We start from the raw sequence: 12,729 nt of genomic DNA, 5'->3' as shown, positions 1-12,729 counted from the left end.
GCCCGCCATGCCCAGCACCTCCCCGGGGGGCGCCCCCCGGCCCCCCGGACGAGAGCCGGCCGTCGAGATCGTCGGCCTGGTCAAGCGATACGGGACCAAAACCGCCGTGGACGGCCTCGACCTGACCGTCGCACGCGGCGCGGTGACCGCCGTGCTCGGCCCCAACGGCGCGGGCAAGACCACCACGGTCGAGACCTGCGAGGGCTACCGCCGCCCGGACGCCGGCCGCGTCCGGGTCCTGGGCCTGGACCCGGTCGCCGACGCCGCGGCACTGCGGCCGCGGATCGGCGTGATGCTGCAGTCCGGCGGCGTCTACGCGGGCGCCAAGGCGGAGGAGATGCTGCGGCACACCGCCACCTTGCACGCCCACCCCCTCGACGTCGGCGGGCTCATCGACCGGCTCGGTCTGGGCAGCTGCGGCCGGACGCCCTACCGGCGGCTGTCCGGCGGCCAGCAGCAGCGCCTCGCGCTGGCGATGGCCGTGGTCGGCCGCCCCGAACTCGTCTTCCTCGACGAGCCGACGGCCGGCCTCGACCCGCAGGCCCGGCACGCCACCTGGGACCTCGTACGGGAGCTGCGCACCGACGGCGTCAGCACCGTACTGACCACCCACTTCATGGACGAGGCCGAGCAGCTGGCCGACGATGTCGCGATCATCGACGGCGGCCGGGTGATCGCCCAGGGCACCCCGGACGAGCTGTGCCGCGGCGGCGCGGAGAACAGCCTGCGCTTCACCGGCCGCCCCGGCCTCGACCTCGCCTCGCTGCTCAAGGCGCTGCCCGCCGACAGCGCCGCCACGGAACCGGCCTCCGGCGTCTACCGCATCCACGGCAAGGTCAACCCGCAGCTGCTGGCCACCGTCGCCTCCTGGTGTGCCCAGAACGGCGTGCTGCCCGACGCGATCGCTGTCGAGCGCCACACCCTGGAGGACGTCTTCCTGGAGCTCACCGGTAAGGAGCTGCGCGCATGAATCACGGCCACACGGTTTTCGGCCGGGGGTCCGGGGGGCGCCCCCCGGGCAGGCACAGCCTGGAGCTCACCGATAAGGAACTGCGCGCATGACCGCTCTGGAGGCCGGAAACGACACCGCCGCCGGCACCGGTACGTTCGCCCCGCGGCCCGGTGCCGCCCCGCTGCCCCGGATGATCCGCGCGCAGGCGGCCCTGGAGACCAGGATGCTGCTGCGCAACGGCGAACAACTGCTGCTGACCGTCATCATCCCGACGCTGCTGCTGGTGCTGTTCTCCGCCGTCGACATCATCGCGGTGCCCACCGACACGGCCGGCGGCGCGGGCAGCTCCGTGGACTTCCTGGCGCCCGGCATCCTGGCGCTCGCCGTGATGTCGACCGCCTTCACCGGCCAGGCCATCGCGACCGGCTTCGAACGACGCTACGGCGTGCTCAAGCGGCTGGCCGTCTCGCCGCTGCCGCGCTGGGGGCTGATGACCGCCAAGACCTGCGCGGTACTGGTCACCGAGGTGCTGCAGACCGCGCTGCTGACGGCCGTGGCCCTGGCACTGGGCTGGTCCCCGCACGGCAACCCGGCCTCGGTGGTGCTGCTGCTCGCGCTGGGCACCGCCGCCTTCTCGGGCTTGGGCCTGCTGATGGCCGGCACGCTCAAGGCAGAGGCCACCCTCGCGGCGGCCAACCTGGTGTTCCTGCTGCTGCTGGTCGGCGGCGGCGTGATCGTTCCGCTGGACAAGTTCCCCGAGGCCGCACAGAGCGTGCTCGGACTGCTGCCGATCGCGGCGCTGTCCGACGGACTGCGCGACGTCCTCCAGCACGGCGCCCAGATCCCCTGGCGGGACCTGGGCATCCTGGCGGTCTGGTCGGTGCTGGGCCTGGGCACGGCGGCCCGCTTCTTCCGCTGGGAGTGAGCCGCCGGGCGGCCGTGCCCCCGAGCGGTTCCGCGTGCGGACCGCCGCCCGGCGCACCCCTCGTGAAAACTTGCACAAGGGCCCGCCTACGATGTCTCCCGTGCCGAAAACGCTGAATCCCCTCGAGCTGATCGCCCGCCGCTGGCAGCCGTCCGCGGCCTTGGTGCGACGGGCCGCGCTGGCCACCGTCGTGATGGCCGTGATCATCGTCGTCACGGGGGGCGCGGTCCGGCTCTCCCAGTCCGGACTGGGCTGCTCGACCTGGCCCAAGTGCACGCCGGACAGCCTGACGCCGACCGCCGCGATGGGCATCAACGGGCTCATCGAGTTCGGCAACCGCATGCTGACCGACGTGCTGTGCGTGGTCGTCGGGGTGTTCATCATCGCCGCCCGCGCCCGCCACCCCCGGCGCCGCTCGCTCACCCGCCTCGGCTGGGCGCAGTTCTGGCTCGTCATGACCAACGCCGTCGTCGGCGGCATCACCGTCCTCACCGGCCTGAACCCGTACATCGTCAGCTCACACTTCCTGGCGGCAACGGGGCTGCTCACGGTCGCCGTACTGAGCTGGCGGCGCGCGTGCGAGGGCGACGAGGCGCCACGTGACCTGGTCGCCCGTCCGGTGCGGCAGCTGGCCTGGCTGCTGGTGGGGGCGACCGGCGCGCTCACGGTCATCGGCACGGTCGTCACCGGCACGGGCCCGCACGCGGGCGACGCCAAGAAGGTCCACCGCATCCCGCTGGACTGGCAGGAGATCACCCAGCTCCACGTCGACTTCGTCTACATCGTCGTCGGCCTGACCGTCGCCCTGTGGTTCGCACTGCGGGCCGTCAAAGCCCCGGCCGCCCCGCGCCGGATGGTCCTGGAGCTGCTTGCCTGCCTCGCCCTGCAGGGCGTCATCGGCTATGTCCAGTACTTCATGGGCCTGCCCGAACTCGTCATCGGCTTCCACATGCTGGGGTCGGCCCTGGTGTGGCTCTGTGTGCTGCGGGTCTGCCTGTCGTTGCGCGACCGCGGGCCGCTCCTGGAGGGGGACCCCGGCGAGCCCGCCCTCACGGGCGGGCACGAGGCACCGGAACCTCAGCCGGCCTCCGCGCTCAGCCGGTAGATCCGGCGCGCGGTCCCCGACCCGACCATCTCGGTGATCCGGCGCCCGTCCTCGGCGCCGCACAGCCCCTCGTCGGCCCACTCCCGTACGAGGCGGCCCATGGCCCGCAGGAAGAACCGGGCGCCGGTCACATACAGCTCGGGCAGCCCGCGGGCACCCGAGGAGAACAGCAGCTTGCCGAACGGCGCCCGGCCGAGCGTGTCCTCGGGGCGGGGCCCGGCGTCGGCGTACACATGGGCGTGCGCCGCGGCGAGCTCCGCCGCCCGCCGGTGGTGCGGCGGCCGCGGCAGCAGGACGAGAGCCGAGCCGATGCCGGTCGTGGCACGCAGGAAGCCCGCCAGCGGCCGCGGATCGGGGCAGTGCAGCTGCACCGGGAGACCGGTCGCCACCGCGCTCCACAGCAGATGCCGTACGAGCACGGGCTCCCCCAGCCGCTCCCCCGGACGGCGGCCGCACAGCCAGCGGTCCGCGGCGCGCCGTACCTCTCCCGCTTCGGGCGCATGCCCGTCGCAGTAGGTGGCGCCGGAGGCGAAAGCGGCGGTGTGCTGGGCCGCGGCGTACAGGGCCTCGGCGGTGTAGCCGAGGAAGGAGTCGACGCTGCCGGAGGTGTCGGCGACCTGCTCGGCGAGCGGTTCGAGCCGGACGACCTCGTGAGCTCCGGCTTCGGCTGCGGTGGCCAGTTCGCCGGCCGAGGTCAGGGCGCCGGGGGTGCCGGCCTCCAGCAGAAACGTGCCGATGCCGGAGCCGCGCAGCAGCAGACGGCCGGCCCGGTAGGCGCCGACCTCGCGCCGGCGGGCCAGGTAGCGGGCGGGCGGGCACTGCGGTTCCAGGCCGAGCAGCGGAGGGCACCAGCGGCGTATCGCAAGGCCCGTGAAGCTGTCGAAGTAACTGGTGCCTGCGGGGGCCGGGCCGTGGGCGCCGACCGCGGCGGCGAGGTGGGTCTCGAAGGAGCCGAGACCGAGCTCACCGTGCACCGCGCCATGGCTGTGCTGATCGATGAGCGGCGGAAGGCCGTCCATCCGCTCCTCCTCGCCGTAGGCCCGCCGGGCGCGGCCCGAGCGCCACACCTGGTGGGCTTAACGGGCGAGGAGGTGGTGAGGTATCGGGCTCCGCTTCCGGCGTGCGCTCCGGCGCACGGCGCGCGGGCGCCGGACCGTCAGCCGTTGGACGGGCCGCCCACCTGGATGCCCGCCATCCGGGACCACTCGTAGCGGCCGGTACGGACCTTGGCGGCGAGGTCGCCGTCGAAGTCGTCGTGGAGCGTGAGGCCGGCCTTGTCGGCGGCGTCCTTGGCGGAGCCGAAGGTGTCCGCGACGAGGTTGCCCCACTCGCCGTCGGCCCCGACGAGCGCGATCCGGGTGCGGCCCCGGCCGATGTGCGCGAGCTGGCCCTCGGCGCTGCCGCCGTGCGTGGCGGCGAAGGCGCGGATCTGCTTGGCGAGCCGGTCCGCGCGCTTGCCGGCCCTCTTGTCGGTGCGTGCCGCGGTCTTCACGCCGGCCGCCGTCTCCGTCTGCTCGTCCGCCTGCTGGGTGTCTGCCATACCGACATGCTACCCATCGGTAATCAGCGAAGGAAGGGATCCACGGCGACGGCGACGAACAGCAGCGACACATAGGTGATGGACCAGTGGAACAGCCGCATCTCCTTGAGCTTGGCGCCCGTGATCCCGGCCTTGGCGCGGGACTGCAGACCGTGCGCCTCCTTGAGCCAGAAGGCGCCGCAGACGACCGCGACGACGGTGTAGAACCAGCCCGTGTAGCCCAGCGGCTGGAGCAGCAGCGAGACGGCCACCATCACCCAGCTGTAGGCGACGATCTGGCGCGCGACGACCTTGTTGCCCGCGACGGCCGGCAGCATCGGCACCCCGACGCGCTCGTAGTCTTCCTTGACCTTCATCGACAGCGGCCAGTAATGCGGCGGCGTCCAGAAGAACATGACGAGGAAGAGGATGAACGAGGCCCAGGAAACGGAGTTCGTCACCGCCGACCAGCCGATGAAGACCGGCAGGCAGCCCGCGATGCCGCCCCAGACGATGTTCTGGGAGGTCCGCCGCTTGAGGATCATCGTGTAGACGACGACATAGAAAAGCAGCGCACCGAGCGACAGCATCGCCGACAGCGGGTTGACGAGGAACCAGAACAGGGCCGTGGAGCCGACCGCGAGCGCGGTCGCGAAGACCAGGCATTCGCGGGGGCTCACCATGCCGGTGACCAGGGGCCGCTGGGACGTACGGTCCATCAGCGCGTCGATGTCGCGGTCGAGGTACATGTTGAACGCGGCGGCGCCGCCGGCGGAGAGATAGCCGCCGATGCAGGTCACCAGCACCAGCATCAGATCCGGCACGCCCTTGGCCGCCAGGAACATCACCGGCACCGTCGTCATCAGAAGCAGCTCGATGACCCGCGGCTTGGTCAGCGCCACGAACGCCTTGACGCGGGCCCCGAACGGCCGGTCGCCAGGACTCCCGGGGACCGGAGAAAGCGCCCCCACAGGACGGGATTCGACGGCCGTCACGCACACCCCTGGAAGTAACATCAGCGGCCTCTGCCGCGGAAGAGATAAGGCCTGCAAGCCCGTCCGGCCGTGATTACCCGGTGAAGGGCTTGCGCGTACCACGCCACTTTAGACGTTGGCCATAAGGCGATCTTCGCGGGGGTGGGGTCGTGTTGGGCGTCGGGCCGTGAGGGGGCGGGGCATCTGCACCCCGGCGGCCGCCCGGCGTTCGGGAGGCGAATGCGACCGGCGCCCGGCAGTCTGGTCGTAGGGCCGTCGCCTCAGGGCCGGGAATGCCGCCGGTGGCGAGGTGGTTGCCCAAAGCGACGAGCTGCCGTGACACCTACGCACCGACTGAGCGCCGAAAACACCGACTGAGCGTCGAAAAGACGCACGCACTTGCGGGGGTAGGCTCGACACCGCCTGGCGGACATACCGTCCGCGGCATTCGACATGTGGAGAGGAGCCCTGACTCAGGGTGAGCACCAAGCCGACCACCACAGACCTCGAGTGGACCGAACTGGATCAGCGGGCAGTGGATACGGTCCGTGTCCTGGCCATGGATTCCGTGCAGAAGGTCGGTAACGGCCATCCGGGTACAGCCATGAGCCTGGCTCCGGCCGCCTACCTTCTCTTCCAGAAGCTGCTGCGGCACGACCCGGCGGACGCGAACTGGACCGGACGCGACCGGTTCGTCCTCTCCGCGGGCCACTCCAGCCTGACCCTCTACATCCAGCTCTACCTCGCCGGTTACGGCCTGGAGCTGGACGACCTGAAGGCGTTCCGCACCTGGGACTCGAAGACCCCGGGCCACCCCGAGTACGGCCACACCACCGGCGTGGAGACCACCACCGGCCCGCTGGGCCAGGGTGTCGCCAACGCGGTGGGCATGGCGATGGCCGCCCGCTACGAGCGCGGTCTGTTCGACCCGGAGGCGCCCGAGGGCAGCTCGCCCTTCGACCACCACATCTACGCCATCGCCGGTGACGGCTGCCTGCAGGAGGGCATCTCCGCCGAGGCCTCCTCGCTCGCGGGCCACCAGAAGCTCGGCAACCTCATCATGCTGTGGGACGACAACCACATCTCGATCGAGGGCGACACCGAGACCGCGGTCTCGGAGGACACCTGCAAGCGCTACGAAGCCTACGGCTGGCACGTGCAGCGGGTGGCGCCGAAGGCGAACGGCGACCTGGACCCCGAGGCGCTGTACCACGCCATCGAGGCGGCCAAGGCCGAGACCGGGCGCCCGTCGTTCATCGCGATGCGCTCGATCATCGCCTGGCCGGCCCCCAACGCCCAGAACACCGAGGCCGCGCACGGCTCGGCGCTGGGCGAGGAGGAGGTCGCGGCCACCAAGCGGGTCCTCGGCTTCGACCCGGAGAAGTCCTTCGAGGTCCCCGAAGAGGTGCTGGCGCACACCCGCGCCGCCCTCGACCGCGGCCGTGACCTCGAAAAGGAGTGGGGCAAGAGGTTCGCCGACTGGCGCACCACGAACCCCGGGCACGCCGCGGAGTTCGACCGGGTCGCCGCGGGCGAGCTGCCCGCGGGCTGGGAGGACCACCTCCCGTCGTTCGAGACCGGCAAGGCCGTGGCCACCCGCGCCGCGTCCGGCAAGGTGCTGCACGCGCTCGGTGCGGTCATCCCCGAGCTGTGGGGCGGCTCCGCCGACCTGGCGGGCTCGAACAACACCACGATCGACAAGACGTCGTCGTTCCTGCCCGAGGGCAACCCGCTGCCGGGCGCGAACCCGTACGGCCGCACGATCCACTTCGGTATCCGTGAGCACTCCATGGCCGCGGAGATGAACGGCATCACGCTGCACGGCAACACCCGGGTCTACGGCGGCACCTTCCTGGTGTTCTCCGACTACATGCGCAACGCCGTCCGGCTGTCCGCGCTGATGCACCTGCCGGTGACCTACGTGTGGACGCACGACTCCATCGGCCTGGGCGAGGACGGCCCGACCCACCAGCCGGTCGAGCACCTGGCCTCGCTGCGTGCCATCCCGAACCTGAACATCGTCCGCCCGGCCGACGCCAACGAGACCGCCCTCGCCTGGCGCGAGATCCTCAAGCGCTGGACGAAGGAGTACGGCGTGGGGGCCCCGCACGGCCTCGCGCTGACCCGTCAGGGCGTGCCGACGTACCCGGCCGACGAGAACACCGCCAAGGGCGGTTACATCCGGTTCGAGGCCGAGGACGCCGACGGCAGGAGCACCACGCCGCAGGTCGTGCTGATCGGTACCGGCTCGGAGCTGCAGCTCGCCGTCGAGGCGCGCGAGCAGCTGCAGGCCGAGGGCGTGCCCACCCGCGTGGTGTCGATGCCGTCGGTCGAGTGGTTCGACCAGCAGGACCAGGCCTACCGCGACAGCGTGCTCCCGCCGTCCGTCAGGGCCCGGGTCGCCGTCGAGGCCGGCATCGGTCTGACCTGGCACCGCTTCGTCGGTGACGCCGGGCGCATCGTGTCCCTGGAGCACTTCGGTGCCTCGGCCGATGCCAAGACCCTGTTCCGCGAGTTCGGCTTCACCGCCGACGCGGTCGCCTCCGCCGCCCGCGAATCGGTCGAAGCCGCCGCGCGCTGACGCCCGTACACGACTAGTAGGAGATGCAGAACCCATGACAGACGCACTCAAGCGCCTCTCCGACGAAGGCGTCGCGATCTGGCTGGACGACCTGTCGCGCAAGCGCATCACGTCCGGCAACCTCGCCGAGCTGATCGACCAGCAGCATGTCGTCGGCGTCACGACGAACCCGTCGATCTTCCAGAAGGCGATCTCCTCGGGCGACGGCTACGAGCAGCAGCTCGCCGACCTCGCCGCCCGCAAGGTCACCGTCGAGGAAGCCATCCGCATGATCACGACGGCCGACGTCCGCGACGCCGCCGACATCCTGCGCCCGGTCTTCGACGCCACCGGCGGCCAGGACGGCCGGGTCTCGATCGAGGTCGACCCCCGTCTGGCGCACCACACCGTCCCGACCATCGCCGAGGCCAAGCAGCTGGCCTGGCTGGTGGACCGCCCCAACACGCTGATCAAGATCCCGGCCACCAAGGCGGGCCTCCCGGCGATCACCGAGGTCATCGGCCTGGGCATCAGCGTCAATGTCACGCTGATCTTCTCGCTGGAGCGCTACCGCGAGGTCATGAACGCCTACCTGGCGGGCCTGGAGAAGGCCAAGGCCGCGGGCCTGGACCTGTCGCTGATCCGCTCGGTCGCGTCGTTCTTCGTGTCCCGGGTGGACACCGAGATCGACAAGCGCCTGGAGAAGCTGGGCACGGACGAGGCCAAGGCCCTCAAGGGCAAGGCCGCGCTGGCCAACGCCCGGCTGGCCTACCAGGCGTACGAGGAGGTCTTCTCCTCGGAGCGCTGGGCCGCCCTCGACAAGGCCGGCGCCAACAAGCAGCGTCCGCTGTGGGCCTCGACCGGTGTCAAGGACCCGGCCTTCAAGGACACGCTGTACGTGGACGAGCTGGTCGCCCCGGGCACGGTCAACACCATGCCGGAGGCCACCCTGGAGGCCACCGCCGACCACGGCGCGATCACCGGTGACACCGTGCGCGGCACGTACGACGCCGCCAAGGCCGACCTGGAGGCGACCGAAAAGCTCGGGATCTCGTACGACGAGGTCGTACAGGTCCTGGAGGACGAGGGCGTGGAGAAGTTCGAGGCGTCCTGGAACGACCTGCTCAAGTCCACGGAGGCGGAGCTCAAGCGCCTCGCTCCCTCGGAGGGCTGATCTCCCTTGTCTGATGCACACGGAGCCAACCCGCTTCGTGACGCCCTGGACCGACGGCTCCCGCGTATCGCGGGGCCGTCGGGCCTGGTGATCTTTGGCGTCACGGGCGATTTGTCCCGTAAAAAGCTGATGCCCGCCGTCTACGACCTGGCCAACCGCGGTCTGCTGCCGCCGGGTTTCTCGCTCGTAGGGTTCGCCCGCCGCGAGTGGGAACACGAGGACTTCGCGCAGGAGGTGTACGCGGCCGTCAAGGAGCACTCGCGTACGCCGTTCCGCGAGGAGGTCTGGCAGCAGCTGGTCCAGGGCTGCCGCTTCGTCCAGGGCAACTTCGACGACGACGAGGCCTTCGAGACGCTGAAGGAGACGATAAGCGAGCTCGACAAGGCCCAGGGCACCGGCGGCAACTTCGCCTTCTACCTGTCCGTACCGCCGAAGTTCTTCCCCCAGGTCGTCCAGCAGCTCAAGAAGCACGGGCTGGCCGACCAGAAGGAGGGCTCCTGGCGGCGCGCGGTCATCGAGAAGCCCTTCGGGCACAACCTGGAGAGCGCCAAGGAGCTCAACCGGATCGTCCACGAGGTCTTCCCGCCCCACGAGGTCTTCCGGATCGACCACTACCTGGGCAAGGAGACGGTCCAGAACATCCTGGCGCTGCGGTTCGCCAACACGATGTTCGAGCCGCTGTGGAACCGCAGCTATGTCGACCACGTCCAGATCACGATGGCCGAGGACATCGGCATCGGCGGCCGGGCCGGCTACTACGACGGCATCGGCGCCGCCCGTGACGTCATCCAGAACCACCTCCTCCAGCTGCTCGCGCTGACCACCATGGAGGAGCCCGCCTCCTTCGAGGCGGATGCGCTGGTCGCGGAGAAGACCAAGGTGCTGGGCGCGGTCCGGCTGCCCAAGGACCTCGGCAAGGAGACGGTCCGCGCGCAGTACGCGGAGGGCTGGCAGGGCGGCGAGAAGGCCGTCGGCTACCTCCAGGAAGACGGCATCGACCCCAAGTCGAAGACCGACACCTATGCCGCGATCAAGCTGTCGATCGACAACCGCCGCTGGGCGGGCGTCCCCTTCTACCTGCGCACCGGCAAGCGCCTCGGCCGGCGCGTCACCGAGATCGCGGTGGTCTTCCAGCGTGCCCCGCACTCCCCCTTCGACCGCACCGCCACCGAGGAACTGGGGCAGAACGCCCTGGTCATCCGGGTGCAGCCGGACGAGGGCGTGACCGTCAGGTTCGGCTCCAAGGTCCCGGGCACCTCGATGGAGGTGCGGGACGTGTCGATGGACTTCGCCTACGGCGAGTCCTTCACGGAGTCCAGCCCCGAGGCCTACGAGCGGCTGATCCTCGATGTGCTGCTCGGCGACGCCAACCTCTTCCCGCGTGTGGAGGAGGTGGAGCAGTCCTGGCGGATCCTCGACCCGATCGAGGAGTACTGGGAGAAGCACGGCAGGCCCGCGCAGTACCCGGCGGGCAGCTGGGGCCCCGCCGAGGCGGACGAAATGCTCGCACGAGACGGACGGAGCTGGCGTCGGCCATGAAGATCGATTTGACGGAAACCACGTCCAGCAAGATCAACAAGGCGCTGGTCGAGGGACGCCGCGCGATCGGCACCCCGGCCATAGGCATGGTGCTCACCCTCGTCATCGTCACCGACGAGGAGAACGCCTACGACGCGCTGAAGGCGGCCAACGACGCGTCCCGTGAGCACCCCTCGCGCACCCTCGTCGTCATCAAGCGGGTCAGCCGGTCGCCGCGCGACCGCGCCAAGGCCCGCCTCGACGCCGAGGTCCGGCTCGGCACGGACGCCGGCACCGGCGAGACGGTCATACTCCGCCTCTACGGCGATGTGATCGACCACGCCCAGTCGGTGGTGCTCCCGCTGCTGCTGCCGGACGCACCGGTCGTGGTCTGGTGGGCGGTGAACGCCCCGCTGGACCCGGCCAAGGACCCGCTCGGCGCGCTGGCCCAGCGCCGGGTGACCGATGCCTACGCCGCCGAGCAGCCCATCGAGGAGCTGGCGGCGCGCGCGGACACCTACACCCCGGGTGACACCGATCTGGCCTGGGCCCGCATCACGCCCTGGCGCTCGATGCTGGCGGCGGCGCTCGACCAGGCTCCGTGCACGGTGACCTCGGCCGAGGTCACCGGTGAGGAGTTCAACCCCAGCTGCGAGCTGCTTGCCATGTGGCTGGCCGACCGGCTGCAGGTCCCGGTCACCCGCAAGGTGTCCGGCGGCCCGGGTCTGACGGCCGCACGGATGGAGTCCAGCACCGGTGCGATCGTGCTGGACCGCCCGGACGGTTCGCTGGCCACGCTCTCGATCCACGGCCAGCCCGACCGTGCGGTGGCGCTCAAACGGCGGGACACCGCCGAGCTGCTGGCCGAGGAGCTGCGCCGGCTCGACCCGGACGAGATCTACGCCGGCGCTCTGAAGTACGGCGTGGACCGGATCGGTGACGGCGTCGGCGGGCAGCCGGCGGGCGGGCAGCCGCCGGCCGGGGAGCCGGAGGCCGGGGAGCCGGAGGCCGGCAAGGACGCACCGGCCAAGCCCGCGGCCAAGAAGGCGGCCAAGAAGGCAGCCGCCAAGTGAGCGCTCCGCAGGTCGTCGTCCACCGCGACAAGGAGCTGATGGCCAAGGCCGCGGCGGCCCGGCTGATCACGAAGATCGTGGATGCCCAGGCCGCCCGCGGCTTCGCCTCCGTGGTCCTGACCGGCGGGCGCAACGGCAACGGGCTGCTCGCGGCCCTCGCCGAGGCGCCCGCCCGCGATGCCGTGGACTGGTCCCGCCTCGATCTGTGGTGGGGCGACGAGCGGTTCCTGCCGGACGGCGATCCGGAGCGCAACTACACCCAGGCCCGGCAGGTGCTGCTGGACAGCGTCCCGCTGGACCCGGCCCGGGTGCATCCCATGCCCCCGTCGGACGGCCCGTACGGCAAGGACGCCGACGCCGCCGCCGAGGCGTATGCGGCCGAACTGGCCGCCGCGGCAGGCCCCGAGGACCACGGTCCTGTGCCCTCCTTCGACGTCCTGCTGCTGGGCGTCGGCCCGGACACCCATGTGGCCTCGCTCTTCCCCGAGCTGCCTGCCGTCTACGAGCAGGAGCGGACGGTGGTGGGGGTGCACGGTGCCCCCAAGCCGCCGCCCACCCGCACCTCGCTGACCCTGCCCGCGATCCGCGCGGCACGGGAGGTCTGGCTGCTGGCGGCCGGTGAGGACAAGGCCAACGCCGCGGCCATCGCCCTCTCCGGCGCCGGGGAGGTCCAGGCTCCGGCGGCCGGCGCACGGGGCCGCAGCCGGACCCTGTGGCTGCTGGACGGGGCGGCGGCGGCGCAACTGCCGCGCGGCCTCTACCCGCCGGCGTCGGCCTGAACGCCGCAGCAGGAGCCGATACCGAAGGCCCCGCGCCCTGAAGGGTGCGGGGCCTTCGGCGTCGCCGTGGTCACCGGGCGGCGCTGCCGGTGATCCCGGCGACCCCGGTGATCCCGGCGACCCCGGTGATCCCGGCGATCTCGGTGACCT

Annotated in this window: 11 protein-coding genes; 8 read left to right on the top strand and 3 right to left on the bottom strand. The window is 71.4% G+C overall.

The window, feature by feature from the left end; translation table 11 throughout:
- Nucleotides 1–7: 7 nt before the first annotated feature.
- From OHS81_RS28270 to OHS81_RS28260, 3 genes are all read left to right on the top strand, one after another.
- On the top strand, nucleotides 8–970 hold the full coding sequence (locus tag OHS81_RS28270; protein WP_328387763.1) for an ABC transporter ATP-binding protein: 963 nt from the start codon (nucleotides 8–10) through the stop codon (nucleotides 968–970).
- Between the two features lie 88 nt (nucleotides 971–1,058).
- Nucleotides 1,059–1,877: an ABC transporter permease gene (locus OHS81_RS28265; protein ID WP_328387761.1), complete on the top strand. Its 819-nt coding sequence runs from the start codon at nucleotides 1,059–1,061 to the stop codon at nucleotides 1,875–1,877.
- Nucleotides 1,878–1,977: 100 nt separating this feature from the next.
- The gene (locus OHS81_RS28260; RefSeq protein ID WP_328387759.1) at nucleotides 1,978–2,982 is read left to right on the top strand and encodes a COX15/CtaA family protein; all 1,005 of its coding nucleotides are present in this window, start codon (nucleotides 1,978–1,980) and stop codon (nucleotides 2,980–2,982) included.
- Here the strand turns inward: OHS81_RS28260 and OHS81_RS28255 are convergent.
- From OHS81_RS28255 to OHS81_RS28245, 3 genes are all read right to left on the bottom strand, one after another.
- The gene (locus OHS81_RS28255) at nucleotides 2,955–4,001 is read right to left on the bottom strand and encodes an amidohydrolase (RefSeq protein ID WP_328387757.1); all 1,047 of its coding nucleotides are present in this window, start codon (nucleotides 3,999–4,001) and stop codon (nucleotides 2,955–2,957) included. The two genes, OHS81_RS28260 and OHS81_RS28255, sit on opposite strands and share 28 nt — an antisense overlap.
- Nucleotides 4,002–4,138: 137 nt before the next feature.
- The gene (locus tag OHS81_RS28250; RefSeq protein WP_328387755.1) at nucleotides 4,139–4,522 is read right to left on the bottom strand and encodes a hypothetical protein; all 384 of its coding nucleotides are present in this window, start codon (nucleotides 4,520–4,522) and stop codon (nucleotides 4,139–4,141) included.
- Between the two features lie 23 nt (nucleotides 4,523–4,545).
- On the bottom strand, nucleotides 4,546–5,502 hold the full coding sequence (locus tag OHS81_RS28245; protein ID WP_328391475.1) for a heme o synthase: 957 nt from the start codon (nucleotides 5,500–5,502) through the stop codon (nucleotides 4,546–4,548).
- A 451-nt stretch (nucleotides 5,503–5,953) separates the two neighbouring features.
- Between OHS81_RS28245 and tkt the strand changes: the two genes are divergently transcribed.
- Genes tkt through pgl form a run of 5 tightly spaced genes read left to right on the top strand, consistent with a single transcriptional unit; the run spans nucleotide 5,954 to nucleotide 12,579 of the window.
- On the top strand, nucleotides 5,954–8,056 hold the full coding sequence (tkt, locus tag OHS81_RS28240; protein ID WP_328387752.1) for a transketolase: 2,103 nt from the start codon (nucleotides 5,954–5,956) through the stop codon (nucleotides 8,054–8,056).
- A gap of 34 nt (nucleotides 8,057–8,090) precedes the next feature.
- Entirely contained in the window at nucleotides 8,091–9,209 is a 1,119-nt protein-coding gene (gene tal / locus OHS81_RS28235; RefSeq protein ID WP_328387750.1) for a transaldolase, read from the top strand.
- A gap of 6 nt (nucleotides 9,210–9,215) precedes the next feature.
- Nucleotides 9,216–10,748, top strand: coding sequence for a glucose-6-phosphate dehydrogenase (gene zwf / locus OHS81_RS28230; RefSeq protein ID WP_328387748.1), 1,533 nt, complete (start codon nucleotides 9,216–9,218; stop codon nucleotides 10,746–10,748).
- Nucleotides 10,745–11,800: a glucose-6-phosphate dehydrogenase assembly protein OpcA gene (opcA, locus tag OHS81_RS28225; protein WP_328387746.1), complete on the top strand. Its 1,056-nt coding sequence runs from the start codon at nucleotides 10,745–10,747 to the stop codon at nucleotides 11,798–11,800. Before zwf ends, opcA begins: the two co-directional genes overlap by 4 nt.
- The gene (pgl, locus tag OHS81_RS28220; protein ID WP_328387744.1) at nucleotides 11,797–12,579 is read left to right on the top strand and encodes a 6-phosphogluconolactonase; all 783 of its coding nucleotides are present in this window, start codon (nucleotides 11,797–11,799) and stop codon (nucleotides 12,577–12,579) included. Before opcA ends, pgl begins: the two co-directional genes overlap by 4 nt.
- Nucleotides 12,580–12,729: the final 150 nt, after the last annotated feature.

This window comes from Streptomyces sp. NBC_00400 (assembly GCF_036048035.1).
Taxonomy (GTDB): Bacteria; Actinomycetota; Actinomycetes; order Streptomycetales; family Streptomycetaceae; genus Streptomyces.
The sequence above is the reverse complement of the archived record's forward strand: the minus strand, read 5'-3'. Positions and strand labels throughout refer to the sequence as shown.